The 16,101-nt window shown below is 60.6% G+C and carries 15 protein-coding genes; all 15 read right to left on the bottom strand.

The annotated features are described in order from the left end of the window. Window positions 1–17: 17 nt before the first annotated feature. The 15 genes from ACEE43_RS09385 to ftsH all read right to left on the bottom strand — a co-directional run bounded on the left by ACEE43_RS09385 (window position 18) and on the right by ftsH (window position 15,994). Entirely contained in the window at window positions 18–524 is a 507-nt protein-coding gene (locus tag ACEE43_RS09385; RefSeq protein WP_377126950.1) for an amino-acid N-acetyltransferase, read from the bottom strand. A gap of 419 nt (window positions 525–943) precedes the next feature. Continuing rightward, complete coding sequence (locus tag ACEE43_RS09380; protein ID WP_237185229.1) at window positions 944–3,562, bottom strand: ATP-dependent Clp protease ATP-binding subunit; 2,619 nt, start codon at window positions 3,560–3,562, stop codon at window positions 944–946. A 447-nt stretch (window positions 3,563–4,009) separates the two neighbouring features. Further along, entirely contained in the window at window positions 4,010–4,363 is a 354-nt protein-coding gene (locus tag ACEE43_RS09375) for a histone-like nucleoid-structuring protein Lsr2 (RefSeq protein ID WP_185174003.1), read from the bottom strand. A 206-nt stretch (window positions 4,364–4,569) separates the two neighbouring features. After that, complete coding sequence (locus ACEE43_RS09370; protein WP_326504093.1) at window positions 4,570–4,767, bottom strand: hypothetical protein; 198 nt, start codon at window positions 4,765–4,767, stop codon at window positions 4,570–4,572. Between the two features lie 123 nt (window positions 4,768–4,890). Next, complete coding sequence (gene lysS, locus ACEE43_RS09365) at window positions 4,891–6,348, bottom strand: lysine--tRNA ligase (protein ID WP_237211919.1); 1,458 nt, start codon at window positions 6,346–6,348, stop codon at window positions 4,891–4,893. 97 nt (window positions 6,349–6,445) lie between these two features. Beyond that, entirely contained in the window at window positions 6,446–7,312 is an 867-nt protein-coding gene (panC, locus tag ACEE43_RS09360; protein ID WP_449107946.1) for a pantoate--beta-alanine ligase, read from the bottom strand. Between the two features lie 90 nt (window positions 7,313–7,402). Continuing rightward, window positions 7,403–8,305 (bottom strand): Rossmann-like and DUF2520 domain-containing protein, encoded by a 903-nt coding sequence (locus ACEE43_RS09355; protein ID WP_449107925.1) that lies wholly within the window; start codon window positions 8,303–8,305, stop codon window positions 7,403–7,405. A gap of 61 nt (window positions 8,306–8,366) precedes the next feature. Next, the gene (locus ACEE43_RS09350) at window positions 8,367–9,989 is read right to left on the bottom strand and encodes a PH domain-containing protein (protein WP_449107924.1); all 1,623 of its coding nucleotides are present in this window, start codon (window positions 9,987–9,989) and stop codon (window positions 8,367–8,369) included. After that, entirely contained in the window at window positions 9,990–10,547 is a 558-nt protein-coding gene (locus tag ACEE43_RS09345; protein WP_237210233.1) for a PH domain-containing protein, read from the bottom strand. 84 nt (window positions 10,548–10,631) lie between these two features. Then, window positions 10,632–11,159: a DUF3180 domain-containing protein gene (locus ACEE43_RS09340; protein WP_449107923.1), complete on the bottom strand. Its 528-nt coding sequence runs from the start codon at window positions 11,157–11,159 to the stop codon at window positions 10,632–10,634. After that, entirely contained in the window at window positions 11,156–11,662 is a 507-nt protein-coding gene (gene folK, locus ACEE43_RS09335; protein WP_449107922.1) for a 2-amino-4-hydroxy-6-hydroxymethyldihydropteridine diphosphokinase, read from the bottom strand. Before folK ends, ACEE43_RS09340 begins: the two co-directional genes overlap by 4 nt. Beyond that, complete coding sequence (folB, locus tag ACEE43_RS09330) at window positions 11,652–12,062, bottom strand: dihydroneopterin aldolase (protein WP_237196340.1); 411 nt, start codon at window positions 12,060–12,062, stop codon at window positions 11,652–11,654. The genes folK and folB overlap by 11 nt, the downstream gene beginning before the upstream one ends. Window positions 12,063–12,320: 258 nt before the next feature. Continuing rightward, window positions 12,321–13,220 carry a dihydropteroate synthase gene (gene folP / locus ACEE43_RS09325; protein ID WP_449107921.1) on the bottom strand — a complete coding sequence of 300 codons (900 nt, stop codon included), beginning with the start codon at window positions 13,218–13,220 and terminating at the stop codon, window positions 12,321–12,323. A gap of 114 nt (window positions 13,221–13,334) precedes the next feature. Continuing rightward, window positions 13,335–13,901 (bottom strand): GTP cyclohydrolase I FolE, encoded by a 567-nt coding sequence (folE, locus tag ACEE43_RS09320; protein ID WP_237205595.1) that lies wholly within the window; start codon window positions 13,899–13,901, stop codon window positions 13,335–13,337. Further along, the gene (gene ftsH, locus ACEE43_RS09315; protein WP_272878932.1) at window positions 13,901–15,994 is read right to left on the bottom strand and encodes an ATP-dependent zinc metalloprotease FtsH; all 2,094 of its coding nucleotides are present in this window, start codon (window positions 15,992–15,994) and stop codon (window positions 13,901–13,903) included. The genes folE and ftsH overlap by 1 nt, the downstream gene beginning before the upstream one ends. Window positions 15,995–16,101: the final 107 nt, after the last annotated feature.

Below are 16,101 nucleotides of genomic sequence, written 5' to 3'. Positions count from 1 at the left end.
ACCTCCAGCTCCTCCCCCTAAATTTCCAGAATCATCCGGGTATTTCCCAGAGTATTGGGCTTCACCCGGGCAAGGTCAAGAAACTCAGCCACACCCTCATCGTGCGACCGCAGCAGCTCCATAAAAGTCTCAGGGTCAATCTGATCCTGATTCTCCATCACCCTAAACCCCTGGCGCTTGAAGAAATCTACCTCAAAGGTCAGGCAAAAAACACTGGCAACACCCAGCCGCCTAGCCCGCTCCACCAGAGCGGCCACCAGGGCGTGCCCCACTCCCCGACCGCGCGCAGCAGGAGCTGCCGCCAGCGTCCTAATTTCAGCGATATTCTGCCACATCACGTGCAGGGCCCCGCAGCCAAGAACCTGCCCGGCGGCGTCCTCAACAATAAGGAACTCCTGGATAGCCTCATAGTAGGCCACAGCTTCTTTATCAAGCAGGATCCCCTCAAGTGCCAGCGGGCGCACCAGGGCTTGGATAGCGGGTACATCGTGCACGGTGGCGGGGCGGACGGTCACATCTGTCATTCCTCAAGGCTACTGCCCTGCCCACCCGGGAGCCAAAGCCCCGTGAGACGCGAAGCCGCTTAAACAATAAATCAGCCCCCGACCGCCAACCGGCGCGGGAGCTGATTTACATCATTACACACACATACACACAAGAGTCTTCTTGTCCTAAAGTTGCCCCACACACCGGGGCTTTATCGCTTCAGGGGCTCTGTCGAACCGTATGACTTAAGTATGGCAAGCCAGCCTTGAGCGCAAGCCTTAAAGAGCTGGGCGCAAGCTGAAAGGTTGGTCAAGCTTTGGTTACATTTTTGACTGCCCATCACAAAAGCATCACAGAACCAGCCAGCGCACCACAAAACTACCCGGTGCAGCACAAAGCCGCCTGCGGCGTCCTTGGCATCAGGACGCCGCAGGCGGCTTGCGCTTGCAGAAGCGGCTTAGCGCTCGTCGGCCTCGCGGGCCTCTTCAGCCTCGAAACGCTGCTCGGCAGTCTCGTTAGCTACCTCAGCTTCGGGGATTGCGGGGAGTTCCTTCTCGTCCTCGCCAAAGGCCTTGTCGAAGGCCTCGGCGTCCAGCTCACCCAGGGGAGCTGACGAGAAGGTGAACTTGGCCAGGTCGCCCTCGCCCTCAACGTCCACGGTGATCTTCTCGCCGGACTTGATCTCACCGAAGAGGATCTTCTCAGAGAGCGGGTCTTCCAGGTTGCGCTGCATCTCGCGGCGCAGCGGGCGGGCACCCATGGAGGGGTCGTAGCCCTTAGCTGCCATGAGAGCCTTAGCCTTATCGGTCAGCTCGATTGACATATCCTGCTCAGCCAGGCGCTTGGCCAGGCGGGCAACGAAGAGGTCAACAATCTGCAGAATCTCAGACTCGGAGAGCTGGGGGAAGACGATGATGTCGTCCACGCGGTTGAGGAACTCGGGGCGGAAGTGCTCCTTGAGGGATTCCATCACGCGGCCCTGCATGCGCTCGTAGGAGCCCTGGTCGTCGCCGACCTGCTGGAAGCCCACGGGTACACGGCGGGCCATTTCGCGGGAGCCCAGGTTGGTGGTCATGATGATGACGGTGTTCTTGAAGTCCACCACGCGACCCTGGGAGTCGGTCAGACGGCCGTCTTCCAGAATCTGCAGCAGGGAGTTGAACAGGTCAGCGTGAGCCTTTTCAACCTCGTCAAAGAGCACAACGGAGAAGGGCTTGCGGCGGACCTTCTCGGTCAGCTGGCCGCCCTCCTCGTAGCCAACGTAGCCGGGAGGGGCACCGAAGAGGCGGGACACGGTGTGCTTCTCCTGGTACTCCGACATATCCAGGGTGATGAGGGCGTCCTCATCCCCAAAGAGGAACTCAGCCAGGGCCTTAGCCAGCTCGGTCTTACCGACACCGGTGGGGCCGGCGAAGATGAAGGAGCCGCCGGGGCGCTTGGGGTCCTTGAGGCCAGCACGGGTACGGCGAATTGAACGGGAGAGAGCCTTGATGGCGTTCTCCTGGCCGATGACGCGCTTGTGCAGCTCCTCTTCCATCTTGAGCAGACGGCCGGATTCTTCCTCGGTAATCTTGTAGACCGGAACGCCGGTGGAGAAGGCCAGGACGTCGGCGATAACCTCGGGGGTTACCTCACCGAAAGCATCGCCGGCATTGCGCCACTGTTGCTCGGCTTCTTCCTTCTCAGCAGCCAGCTTCTGCTCCTTGTCGCGCAGGTCAGCTGCTTTCTCGAACTCGTTAGCCGCGATGGCTTCTTCCTTCTCGCCCTTGAGCTTGGCGATGCGCTCTTCAAGTACCTTGATTTCCGGCGGGGCAGTCATACGCTTAATGCGCAGGCGGGCACCGGCCTCGTCAATCAGGTCAACGGCCTTATCGGGCAGGAAGCGGTCAGAGATGTAGCGGTGAGCCAGGTTAACGGCGGTCTCCAGAGCCTCATCTGAGATGGTCACGCGGTGGTGAGCTTCGTACTTATCGCGCAGACCCTTAAGAATCTCAACAGCCAGCTCGGGGCTGGGCTCATCGACCTGGATGGGCTGGAAGCGGCGTTCCAGGGCGGGGTCCTTCTCAATGTGCTTGCGGTACTCATCGAGGGTGGTTGCACCGATAGTCTGCAGCTCACCGCGGGCCAGCATGGGCTTCAGAATTGAGGCAGCGTCGATAGCACCCTCGGCGGCACCTGCACCGACCAGGGTGTGAATTTCGTCGATGAAGAGGATGATGTCACCGCGATTGCGAATCTCCTTCAGCACCTTCTTCATGCGCTCTTCGAAGTCACCGCGGTAGCGGGAACCCGCCACCATAGAGCCCAAATCCAGGGTGTAAAGGTGCTTGTCCTTCAGAGTTTCAGGCACATCACCGTGCACAATCGCCTGGGCCAGGCCCTCAGCAACAGCGGTCTTACCCACACCGGGCTCACCAATCAGCACGGGGTTGTTCTTAGTACGGCGAGAGAGCACCTGCATAACGCGCTCCATCTCCTTATGGCGACCAATCACGGGGTCAAGCTTGCCCTCGCGCGCCGCAGCCGTGAGATTGCGTCCGAACTGGTCAAGAATGGCAGAGCCAGCCGGGGTACCCTCGCGGGAGTTACCCGCACCCACACCGGCGGTCTCCTTACCACCCTCACCGTTGTTATTACCGGGGTAGCCAGAAATCAGATCCATCACGGTCTGACGAACCTTAGCCGGCTCAGCACCCAGCTTGGTCAGAATCTGGTTACCCACACCCTCATTAGCGCGCACCATACCCAGCAGAATGTGCTCGGTACCAATGTAGCCGTGGTTCAGCTGGATAGCCTCGCGCATCGACAGCTCAAGAACCTTCTTAGCGCGCGGGGTAAAGGGAATATGACCGCTGGACGCCTGGGGGCCAGAACCGATGATGTCCTGCACCTGGTCGCGCACGGCAGTGAGATTAATACCGAGCGACTCAAGAGCGCGAGCCGCAATACCCTCACCCTCGTGAATCAGACCGAGCAGAATGTGTTCGGTACCGATGTAGTTGTGGTTCAGCATGCGTGCTTCTTCTTGGGCAAGCACGATGACGCGGCGGGCGCGGTCGGTAAACCGTTCAAACATTGAACACTCCTTGGAAACTTACTATTACCCAAAAGATTACGCGCGTTTTCACCCCCGCGGGGCGCTGTTCGCCACGGAATGAATGGGGCTTATTTATCAGGGGTTCCGCATGCTCACGCTGGATGAAGCCCAGCAGATTCCGAGCGCGCGAGGAAATTAATCTGCGGGCGGAATAGGCGTAAGCCTGACCCTCACGCCCCGCCTGACGGCGGATTCCGTTCGCTCTTGTGTGCTCGCGCGCTCGCACTCGCTCACTTCATCGAGCCAGCAGCTTCGCTGTGAGCATGCTTCACCCGCACTTATTGAATAAGCTTCATTTACTCGATAAGACCTGCCGAAAAATCACCCAATTTTTCTTCTACACGCATGCTTTATAGGCCGCTTATAAATAATTGAGGCGGAACCCGCTGAGCGGGTTCCGCCTCATAGAGACAAGAAGAAGATTATTTACTTGCTTTCTTTGCCCATAGCCTTGTAGTAGGCGTCCTGAATGTTCTGGTGGATACGACCGCGGCTTGAAACCTCGTAGCCGTTTTCCTGGGCCCACTTACGAATTTCAGCGATTTCGGGGTTGCGCTTAGCGGTGGTGCGTGAACCTGCGGGGCGGCCGGGGGTGCGCTGGGCACCCTGAACACGGCGGGCCTTAGCAGCGAAAGGACGGATGGCGTCACGCAGACGGGCAGCATTAGCGCTAGAAAGATCGATTTCGAACTGGCCGCCGTCGAGACCGAAACGTACGGTTTCTTCTGCGGGGCCGCCGTCGAGATCGTCTTCAAGAATAATCTTGACCTTCTGAGCCATTATGTTCTCCTTGGATGAGGCTGTTTAGGGAATATGAACCCAACCGCGTTTTTGGGCAGGGAAGGACATATAAGAGGATAATCCGCCTTCTACCCTTTTCTGTGGGGTACGCAATCGAGTTAGTCACCCTTGATGACTAAAATAAATAGTACATATTCTTTTCTCAAAAAGGAAATAAAGTCACGCTTCAGAGAACAAAAAGACTTTTATTTAGTTTCTGATGTTCCAAAAGGGTCCCGGGTTCCGTCCGCGTTTTTTACAGAGCGGTACCAGGCTTCGGCGTCCTTTTCGATATCCCGGCGGGCAGCACGCTCGGTGCGGTCAGCACGATTCATCCAGCGCAAAATAAAATAAAGCACCAGGCCCGCGCCTATGGAGGGAACCAGGCCAATCAGGAATTCCATCTCTTCTCTACCTTTCTCGGGTTTATGCTCCCTCCAATCTACCCTAGGCGGCGGTGTAGAGGGGCTGGCAAACAAAAGCCCGCCTGGCAGGCTGCCAGGCGGGCACAAGAGCGTTAGGACGCTTTACTCGGCTTCGGGCTTCATCAGCGGGAAGAGAATGGTCTCGCGGATACCTACGCCGGTGAAGAGCATAATCAGGCGGTCGATGCCCAGGCCCAGGCCGCCCATGGGGGGCGCACCGTATTCAAGGGCGCGCAGGAAGTCGTCGTCGAGCTGCATGGCTTCGTCATCACCACCGGCAGCCAGCTTGGACTGCTCAGTGAGGCGCTCACGCTGAATCACGGGGTCAATGAGCTCGGAGAAGGCGGTGCCTCGCTCCATACCGCCGATGATGAGGTCCCAGGCCTCGATGAGGTTGGCCTCGGAGCGGTGCTGGCGGGCCAGAGGCTGGGCTGAGGGCGGGTAGTCGTAGACGAAGGTGGGGTTGATGAGGGTGGGTTCAACGATTTCACCGAAGAGTTCAACAACCAGCTTCTCGGCGTCCCACTTGGGGTCAACGGGGACCTCGTGCTTCTCGGCGATAGCGCGCAGTTCTTCTGCGGTGGTGGCGGGGGTAATCTCAACGCCTACGGCCTCGGACAGGCCGGGGTAGACGCCCAGCCACTTCCATTCGCCGGTCAGGTCGATGGTACCGGCTTCGGTTTCGATCTGGTGTACGCCCACAGCGTCGGCGCAGGCCATGATGATTTCCTGCATGCGCTTGGCCATGACGAACTGGTCGGCGTAGGCCTCGTAGCATTCCAGGGTGGTGAATTCGGGGCTGTGGGTGGAGTCTACGCCCTCGTTGCGGAAGACACGGCCGATTTCGTAGACGCGTTCCAGGCCGCCCACTTCGGCGCGCTTGAGGAAGAGCTCGGTGGCGATGCGCAGGGTCATGGGCTGGTCAAAGGCGTTCAGATGGGTTTCGAAGGGGCGGGCTGCCGCACCACCGTGAATGAGCTGCAGGATGGGGGTTTCCAGCTCAATATAGCCGTGGTCATTCAGGACGTTACGCACGGTCTGGGTAATCTTGGCGCGCTTGATCACCAGGTCGCGGGCTTCATCGCGCACCATCAAATCGAGGTAGCGCTGGCGCACGCGGGTCTCTTCGTTAAGGTCAGAGTGCAGGTTGGGCATAGGGCGCAGGGCCTTGGATGCCATCTGCCATTCTTCGGCCATGATGGAGAGCTCGCCGCGGCGGGAAGAAATAACCTCGCCCTTGACGAAGACGTGGTCGCCCAGATCAACCAGGGCCTTCCAGTCTGCCAGGGATTCTTCACCTACGCTGGCCAGGGAAATCATGGCCTGGATGCGGGTGCCATTGCCCTGCTGGAGGGAGGCGAAGCAGAGCTTGCCGGTGTTGCGGACGAAAACCACGCGTCCGGCGACACCCACGATGTCACCGGTGGTCTGGTCAGCTTCGAGCGTACCGTCGTACTTTTCGCGAATTTCGGTGATGGTGTGGGTGACGGGGACGCCCACGGGGTAGGCTTCGCGCCCGGATTCAAGCAGCTTGGCGCGCTTTTCGAGGCGGATCTGCATCTGCTCTGAGACGCCGTGGTCGAAGCCGGTGGTTTCTGCGGGGGTGTTGCCCTGTTCAGTCAATGATGTACCTGTTCTTAGGTTGGGTGTAGAGGTCTTAGTTAATTTCCATGTTATCGATGAGGCGGGTGGAGCCAACGTAGGCTGCCACGAGCGCTAGCACACGTGCCTGTTCATTCTGGGGGGCCTCGAATGTGTCGGTATCGACCACTTCTAGGTAGTCCAGGCGTACGCCGTCGGTGCTGTCGATGGTGGCACGGGCCTGGGCGATATCCTCAGCGGTGAAGCTACCGGTGATGTACTTTTCGCGCAGGGTGGCCAGGGTTCGGGACAGAACCAGGGCTGCTTCGCGTTCTTCAGCGCTCAGGTACTGGTTGCGTGATGAGAGGGCCAGCCCGTCATCCGCGCGCACCACGGGCACCGGTTTGATGGTCACCTGGTGGTTGAAGTCCTTAACCATGCGCTGAATGAGGGCCAGCTGCTGGGCGTCCTTCTGCCCGAAGTAGGCGTTAAGGGTGCCCTCCCCTACCAGGGGCTTCAGAATGTTGAAGAACTTATTGACCACGGTGAGCACGCCGTCGAAGTGGCCGGGGCGGGTCTTGCCCTCAAAGAGGGTGCCCAGCTTGCCTGAAACAACGGTGATTTTGGGGTCGCCACCGGGGTACATTTCTTCAACAGTGGGGGCGAAGATGACGTCGACGCCCGCTTGGGTTGCCAGGGCGGCGTCCGCTTCAAGAGTGCGGGGGTAGCGGTCGTAGTCTTCGTTGGGCCCGAACTGGAGGGGGTTCACGAAGATAGAGAGCACCACAACATCGTTCTGTTCGCGGGCACGGCGAATCAGGGTGGCGTGCCCGTCGTGCAGGGCGCCCATGGTGGCTACATAGCCTACGGTGAGGGGCTTCTCTGCGGCGGGGGTTTCACCGGTGTCTCGGCGGCGACTGGCGGTGGTGAGGGCCAGGAGCATTTCGTTGCCAAGATCGGTGATGGTGTGTGCGATAGGGGCTTGACTCGTCACGGTGGTGAGGGGTCCTTTCGTGTTTTGCGCCCTCCCAGTTTACCCGGCGAGCGCTTGAAGCACAGCATGGTAGCTCTCATCGGTGAGGGCTCCGCGGCTGTGGGCGCGTTCGGCGGTGGCGCGGGCGAGGGCCAGGTAGGCGGCCTTGATGTCGTCTGCGTTTTCTTCGAGTGCGTAGCTGGCGAGGGTTTGGGCGTGGGCGGCTACGGTGTGGGCGTCTCCGCGGGCGACGGGGCCGGTGAGGGCGCTATCGCCGTTGGCGAGGGCGTTGTCGAGGGAGGCTCTCAGCAGCGGTTCGATGTAGCGGGCCGGGTTCTCGATGCCGATGGAGGCCAGGATTTGGAGGGCCTGGCCGATGATGGTAACCAGGTGGTTGGAGCCGTGGGCAAGGGCAGCGTGGTAGAGGGGGCGGTCGCCTTCGGCTATCAGGACGGGCTCTCCCCCCATCTCAACGACCAGGGCCTGAGCGATGGGGGTGAAGGGGGCTGGGCCGGTGACGCCGAAGCTGGTGTTGGCGAGGCGGGGTAGGTCGAGGGAGAGGCCGGTGAAGGTCATCGCCGGGTGGATGGCTAGGCCGATGGCGCCCTGGGCGGTAGCCGGGGCTAGGACGCCCACACCGTGGCGTCCTGAGGTGTGGATGAGAATTTGCCCGGGCCGCCAGCCATCGGTTTCGGCGATACCTTTGACCAGGTCGGGCAGGGCGTCGTCGGGTACGGCCAGGAGCACCACTTCGCTGGTGGTAATGATCTCGGGGATGGTGGACACCGGGACGCCGGGGAGCAGGGCTTCGGCTCGGGTACGGGAAGCTTCTGAGACAGCGTGGACGCCGGTGATCAGGTGCCCGGCGGCGCGGAGGGCTGCGCCAAGTACGGCCCCTACCTTCCCTGCCGAAATCACGCCGATACCCAGGCGGGCGGGCTTAAGGTGGTTGGTGCTCTGCATGGGGCCCTTTCTGTCTGCGTCCTGCCTGCTTAGTTTACCGGGGCACCGTGCTGCTCACTCCCTAAGACCCTACTCCTTCTCTCTTTACCCTAGAGTTTGTCTCAGGGTGAAGAGAGAAAGAATAGGGTGATTCAGGCGCAGCCCCCATCTGGGCCAGGCGGACGGTCAGGGCGCGGGCGACCTCGGCGTCCGCATTATGCACGGAGGAGGACAGGGTTCCCCCGGCGACCCGCAAGGACAGGTGGGCCAGCCCGGCTTTCTTCTGCAGGGGCCCCTGGGCCAGCTCAAAACTCTGCACCTTACGGTGCGGCACAAAGGTTAGACGGCGCACCCAGCGACCCGAGCGGACCAAGAGAAGCAGAGGGGTCACCGCAAAACCGTTGCGACGGTAGGTGAACGGGTCAAACCAGCGGGCAGACGCCGGGGACACCGTAAAGCCCTGATCTGTGCCGCTTCCCGCCAGGCCAGCTAAGAGCTGGTCAGGTGACACGCCACCGTCCTGCTGGGCAGGGAGTACCAGGGGTAGCACCCGCATCACGTCATCAAGGGTGCCCACCGGGAGCAGCTCACCGGCAAACTCACCCTGTCCCTCGCCCTTACCGAGCAGGGTCACCTTGACCCGGTACCAGCCGGTTATACGCCAGAGCAGGGGCTGCTCCACCGAAATACGCTGGACGCGCCCCTCAGGTAGGGTCTGGGTGGTGGTATCGGTAAAGCCAAAGCGGGTTTTCAGCCCGTCCGGGCTGGTGGAGAGCGAAAAGTTAAAACCGGTGTTAAAGCGCTTCCAGGTGCTCGAGACGATAGCCAGGATAACAGCCGCGTTCGAGGCAAATATAGCGCCCAAGGACATCTCTGCCCAGAGCATGAGGCCGCCCAGGCTCAGCAGGAAGAGAAGACCCACAAGCCAGCCCAGGCTCAGCACCATGGACCCTAATAACCGCGCTACCGGTACCTTGACAATCAGCTGCTCGCCGGCGTCCTTAACCCCCAGAAAATTCTCGGTGAGATGGTCACCCAGGCGGTCTGCAATATCGCGGTGGGCAGGCTGCTCAACAGGGGCGGACGCCGCCGGGGAGGTTGCTGACCCCTCCTTGAGGGTGCGCACCTGAGCCAGCAGCCGCTCACGCAGGGAGCGGGCCTCGGAGTACTTGAGGAACTGCACGCGCAGGGCTGAGGAATCACCGTCAGCCACATCAAACTTAAGCTCAGCTAAGCCCAGTAAGCGAGCCATGAACGGGCGGTTCACGTCGATGGACTGCACCCGATCCAGCCGGGCTTTGCGCTCAGTTTTGAAGAGCATACCGCTCTTGATGTAGACATTGCGGTCATCGACGGCAAAACGGTAAAAGAACCAGGTGGAGAGGAAGGGCAGTAACAAGAGGAGGAAGAAGACGGCCAGCACGCCCAGGAACCAGAAGCCCCCGAAGATGCTCGTCCAGGAGAGGAAGACGGTGTCGGGCGGGCCGACCTCGCCCAGCTCGCGCAGGTCAAGGGGTTCTTCCCCGGTAAAGAGGTCATCGACCAGGTTGTTCGCGATGGTGTAGATAAAAACGACAATAATCAGCCAGGCCCGTACCAGGGGTGAGAGCGGGTGGGCTCGGCGCCAGGTGAGGGCTGCTTCTTCGCGAGCGGTGATATCGGTGGAAACCGCCGGTGACTCTGAGGTAGGTGCTTGTTCGCTCATTTAGAGACCCGCCATCTTTGCATCCGACAGGTCGGTCAGTACCTCGCGCAGTTGGTCAGCATCGCTCTTGGCCAGGCCCGGAATGGTGATGCTGTTCGCTGCGGTTTTTACCTCAACGCTGGCCAGGGAGAGCGCGTTTTCAAGGGGGCCAGAGGAAACATCGACGTACTGGATACGGCCGTAAGGCACGGCGGTGACCGAGCGGAAGAGCAGACCAGAACGCTTGAGCAGGTGGTCAGTGCGTTCGCTGTAGCCGATTGCCTGCACCCGGCGCTTAACCAGCACCAGAGCCCACACGCGCCAGATAAGCACCAGACCGAACAGACCCCAGTAGGCCCAAGGGGCCCAGTTCCAGCTCTCCACCACAAGCGTCATGATAAGCGGCAAGGACGCCAGCCCCAACAGAATAAGAGACCAGATCAAAGAGGTAATGAGCTTAACCCGAACGTACTTGGGCGAGACCCGCTTCCAGCTGACCTCGGGCAGATCTATAGTCTGCTTGCCCAGGCCATCCAGGTCGAGCGGGGGCAGGGTAGGTGTAAATTGCGGCTCGTTCATGGTGCTCTCTCGTTACGTATACATGTCAGGGTGTGGTCTACACCATTATGGCACGGAGGTGAGAAAGCTAAACCAAAGGTTACCTTAGGACGAGGCGTCCGGCTTATTACGAGCCAAGGGGCCGGTCTGCGGGCTGACCTCACCGACCCCACCACCGGCGTCCTCATCTCCCGGAGGAATTTTGCACCAGTTCTCGGCGACGATACCGGCAACCAGCATCACCAGTCCGCCGGCTAAAGCGACAGAGCTTTCCACCAGCGGTTGCGCCGAAGCACGGGAGGTCAGTAGACCCAGCTGGTAGACCAGGATAGCCACCTGCCAGCCGGTCACCAGGGCACCGGTGAGGGCAAGAGCCTGAGCGAAGACCGCTACACGGGCGGCCATGAGGGGGTTCATGGAACCGGCATTCTTACGAGTCTCAACCCGGCTGAATTTGAGCACCTGCCGGGCGAAGTAGAGGGCCAGGGAGCCGAGAATCAGAGCCGCTACTACGGTCAAGGCGGGCAGGGAGAGCTCCGGCCCGCCAGAGCTCACGCTCAGGAAGTTCAGTACAGCACCGCTTGCAACCCCGACAGCCGCTAGGAGGGCAAGGGCTCGGCTTCGCAGTTTCACGCGCAGACCACCGGGGCGGGGTGGAACTCGCGGATGCCACCGGCGTCCGCAGCATCATCTGCCAGCTGGCGCACCGATAAACCCAAAAGGAGGGCAGCGGGGTCCATACGGGCCCAGGGTTCCAGCACAAAGGCCCGTTCAGCAGCCCGCGGGTGGGGCAGGGTGAGATCGGGGTCGTCCATCTCCAGGGAGGCGATGTCAATAATGTCGATATCCAGGGTACGCGGGCCCCAGCGAACATCGCGGGTACGGTGGTGCTTCTGCTCAATCTGCTGGGTATATTCCAGTAGTATGAAGGGCCGCAGGCTGGTCTCAATCTCAACCACCATGTTGGCGTAATCGGGCTGGCCGACAGGGCCGCCCACGGGAGCTGTGATAGCGATAGGGGAAATCTTGGTCACCGCGATTTTCTCGTGGGAGCAGATATCGCCAATTGCCTTAATCAGGGTGTCTTCGCTATTGCCCAGGTTAGAGCCCAGGGCAAGAATGGCTTTAACCGGCATGCTTCTCCCTAAAAATCGTCACCGACACATCGGCAAAGGTCACCTCGATAGGGGCCTTGGGCTTATGTACGGTCAGCTCAACCGCCAGCAGGGGGAACTTCTCGAGCACAGCGGTAGCGATACGCTCAGCCAGGGTTTCGATGAGATCCAGGGATTCACCGGTGACGATTTCGCGGATGACCTCAGCTACTTCGGCGTAGTTGACGGTGTGCGCCACATCGTCAGTGGCAGCGGCCCGGGTAAAGTCGGTGAACATGGTGATATCGACGAAGAAGGGCTGGCCGGTCTGCTTTTCCGAGTCGAGCACCCCGTGGTAGCCCACGCTACCCACACCTGTGAGTGTTATGCGGTCAGCGCGCGAGTAGTCTCGCGTATCTGCCGATGAGCTGTGATCGTGCATGGTCACCTTTCACCGAGTCTGGTCACCGGTGGGAGTTCAGAGTTGAAGCGCCGGTGCTTTGTAGCCATTATCCACGCAGCGGGAGCAACCGTTAGTGACCGTTATGTGTGCCCTTCGACATGCCGAAAGATAGTCTCACCCGGGTATTTGCTGGGAAGGGTAGTACTTAAGCGGGCCTAAAGTACCACCTCTAAAGCGCTTAAAGTCACAAAGACATTTTCATTTATGACGCTTCTGTTTCATGGCTACCTGCGCCACCTAGTTTGAGAGAGCGGACGCTCGCCGCCAGGCTGCGCGCACGGCCAGGGCATCGGCGGTCGCCTGCACATTATGGACGCGCACGGCCCAGGCTCCTGCCTCAGCTGCCATCACCGAAAGGGCTGCGCTGGCAACATCCCGTTCAGTAGCCGGGCGCTCAGTAACCTGTTCTGCCGGCAGGCCGGAGGCTGCGGCGTCCTGCTCCTGCAAAAGCCGGGCGATAAAGCGCTTGCGGGAACCAGCCACCAACACCCGGTGCCCCTCAGCTGTCAGGGCCTGCAGACCCGCTAAAATTTGCCAGTTTTGCTCCCCCTGCTTAGCAAAGCCGGGGCCGGGGTCAAGAATAATCTGCTTGGGTGCCACTCCCCCGGCAAGCAGTCGCTCGCGCAGGGTAAAGAGCTCGCTAAAGACCTCACCGGCAACATCGGTGTAGACGGCCTGGGAGTCCATGGTGATGGAGGTACCGCGCGAGTGCATGAGAATGTAGGGCACGCCCAGCTCAGCGACAGTCTCAATCATGTCTTCGCGCAGGCTCATGCCAGCAACGTCGTTGATGATGTGGGCGCCAGCTGCGACGGCGGCACGGGCGGTTTCGGGGTTGAGGGTATCAACCGACATGACGATGTTCTCAGCAGCTAAAGCTTCAATAACAGGCAGGACGCGGCGCTGCTCCTCAGCCAGGTCAACACGGGTGGCACCGGGGCGGGTTGATTCGCCCCCCACATCAATAATGTCTGCCCCCTGGGCAACCAGGGTCTTGGCGTGCGCAACTGCCGTGGCGGCGTCCGCGTGCAAGCCACCATCTGAGAAGGAATCGGGGGTGACGTTGAGAATCCCCATGATCAGGGTGCGGTCGGTGGGCAGGTTGGCGAAGGAACCGTGGGCGTGAGGAAGGGTCATGCACCCAGGCTAGCACTCGCTTACCTGCTCGCCTGAGCTAAGGGGACCGCAAAACCAAAAAAGGACCGCATATTATGCGGTCCTTTTTTAGAAATCAGGTCCCCTTGGGAGAAATCAGGAGGCGTTGATCAGGCTCATCGCCTCGGCACGGGTAGCGGGATCGCGCAGGGCCCCGCGGACGGCGCTCGTCACCGTCTTGGTTCCCGGCTTCCGCACCCCGCGCATGGACATGCACATGTGCTCAGCCTGCATCACCACAATCGCACCGGTGGGCTGCAAATGCTCTTCGAGAGCCTCAATCACCTGGGTAGTCAGACGCTCCTGCACCTGGGGGCGCTTGGCGTAGACGTCCACCAGGCGGGCCAACTTGGAGAGACCGGTGACCTTACCGTCACCACCGGGAATGTAGCCGATGTGGGCGTGCCCGAAGAAGGGCACCAGGTGGTGCTCGCAGGTCGAGTAGAAGGGAATATCCTTGACCAAAACCAGCTCGGAATGGTCAATGTCGAAAGTGGTTCCCAGAATATCGCCGGCGCTCTGGTGCAGACCGGCAAACATCTCATCGTAGGCACGGGCCACACGGGCCGGAGTATCGAGTAGGCCGTCACGGTCCGGGTCTTCGCCGATAGCCAGCAGAATCTCGCGAATAGCGGCCTCGATACGGGGCTGGTCAACTGCCATTAACGGGGCCCTCCCAGGGGGTCAACATCGGGGTTACCTGCGGGGCCTGCGGCACCGGGGTGGGGGTTACCGGGATCCATGGGGTCAACGGTGGGCTGCTGAACGATCGGCTCTTCAGCGGCAGGAGCCTCATCAGCTTCTGCCTTAGCCACCTTAACCGGGGGAAGAGCAGAGGGCTCGCGGTTGGACTTGGAGTACCAGTGGTCGCGTTCGGGGCGCTTGCGCACGCCCGCGAAGATTTCTGCCAGGTCGTTCTCGAGCAGGGTTTCCTTCTCGAGCAGGGCTAGGGAGAGGGCATCGAGTACATCGCGGTTATCGCGCAGAATCTCGTAGGCCTCATCGTGGGCCTGCTCCAGCAGGGCTGCGACTTCCTGGTCAACAAGGTAGGCCATCTCGTCGGAGAAGTTGTTGCCGCCGCCAGCACCACCGCCCAGGAAGGGGTCGGATTCCTTGGCAGCTAGACGTACTGAGCCGACCTTGGCGCTCATGCCGTATTCGGTGACCATCTTGCGGGCAGTGTCGGTTGCCTTCTGAATGTCGTTGGATGCGCCGGTTGAGGGATCGTGGAAGATCAGCTCTTCGGCTGCGCGGCCGCCCATGGCGTAGGCCATCTGGTCCAGCAGTTCGTGGCGGGTGGTGGAGTACTTGTCGTCCTGAGGCATGACCATGGTGTAGCCAAGGGCACGGCCACGCGGCAGAATCGTAATCTTGGTGACGGGTGCTGAGTTGCGCAGGGCAGCTGCAACCAGGGCGTGACCGCCTTCGTGGTAGGCGGTGACGGTGCGCTCGTGCTCGCTCATGATGCGGGAGGAGCGCTGGGGGCCTGCCATGACGCGGTCGATTGCCTCGTCGATAGCGCGTTCGTCGATGACGTTACCGCCGTCGCGGGCGGTCAGCAGAGCCGCTTCGTTCATGACGTTGGCCAGGTCAGCACCGGTGAAGCCGGGGGTGCGCTTGGCAACGGAGGCTAGGTCAACGCGGCGGTCGATGGGTTTGCCGGTTGCGTGCACCTCGAGGATGCGCTGGCGGCCCTTGAGGTCGGGAGCGTCTACACCGACCTGGCGGTCGAAGCGGCCAGGACGCAGCAGGGCCGGGTCAAGCACGTCGGGGCGGTTGGTTGCCGCGATAACGATGATGTTAGAGGTGCCGTCAAAGCCGTCCATCTCAACCAGCAGCTGGTTGAGGGTCTGCTCGCGCTCGTCGTTACCGCCGCCCATGCCGACGCCACGCTGACGACCGACGGCGTCAATTTCGTCGACGAAAATGATAGCGGCCTTGTTGGACTTAGCTTCCTTGAAGAGGTCGCGCACGCGGGAGGCACCCACGCCCACGAACATTTCAACGAAGTCGGAGCCGGAGATGGAGTAGAAGGGGACGCCCGCTTCACCGGCTACAGCCTTAGCTAGCAGGGTCTTACCGGTGCCGGGAGGGCCGTAGAGCAGTACGCCCTTAGGGATCTTGGCGCCCAGGCGGGTGAACTTCTCGGGTTCAGCCAGGAATTCGCGGACTTCTTCGAGTTCAGCTAGAGCCTCGTCAACACCGGCGACATCAGCAAAACGCACGGTGGGGTTGTCTTTGTTGAACTTCTTGGCGCGGGACTTGGAGAAGTTCATAATCTGGTTGCTGCCGCCGCCCATGCGTGACATGAGGAACCAGAAGAGGGCCACCAGGATCACGAAAGGCAGGATGAAGGACAGCATGGAGGTGAACCAGTTGGTCTGCACCGGCTGATCGGTGTAGGACTCAAGGTTGGCATTGTCCATGGCCGCGACAACGTCGGTAGCGCGGGGCTGTACGTAGTAGAAGCTCACGTTCTTGCCCTGGTTCTCACCGGCGGCGTTCACGTAGTCTTCCTTGAGTTCCAGGTCTACGCGCTGGTCGCCGTCGAAGATTTTGGCGCTGACGACTTTCTCGTCATTCAGCAGGCTAATACCCACGTTGGTATCAACGCGGGTTGAGGCTGCTAGGGAGTTTGCGAAGATCATGGGCACGGCAATGAGAACTGCCAGCAAGACCCAGAACCAGGGCCCTGAGATGAGCTTGCCGAAGAACCCCTTTTTCTTGGGGTCGGGGGTATTATCCGTATTCTGCACAGCCGCGCCTTCCACAAAAATAACGGGGCGGGGCGCCGTGTGCGCCCCGCACAAAGGTAGCCCCAGCACCCGGCAGTGGGTGCAGTTGGGCCTAGACCTATCTAATG

This window comes from Rothia sp. 11254D007BW (assembly GCF_053548195.1).
This window is presented reverse-complemented; position numbering and strand designations above follow the sequence as displayed.